The following is a 231-nucleotide window of genomic DNA, read 5'->3' on the forward strand; positions in this document are numbered from 1 at the left end:
ATTGGTGCTTCGGTTTGTAAAGTAGTTTAATATAGAATGGTAGTTTACGTAAATGCTATTGGCTACCGTTTTGAAGCTTTTAAAACCAGATTCTTTTACTTCTTTATACCAGTGAGCTAGTTTTGTAAAGGCTACCCCTTTGTTTTTTGTTTGGTTGAAGATATTCCTGAGGTTATTTACTAGCTTGTAAGCTTTTTCTATTTCAGGATATTCGGTAAATAAGATAGCTGC

General features: G+C 33.3%; 1 protein-coding gene. It reads right to left on the bottom strand.

Annotation, left to right across the window (positions count from 1 at the left end):
• A partial coding sequence (locus I6U49_RS16910) for a transposase (protein WP_198629711.1) occupies window positions 1-231 on the bottom strand: 231 nt, incomplete at both ends.

The organism is Salegentibacter maritimus, assembly GCF_016236915.1.
Lineage (GTDB): Bacteria > Bacteroidota > Bacteroidia > Flavobacteriales > Flavobacteriaceae > Salegentibacter > Salegentibacter maritimus.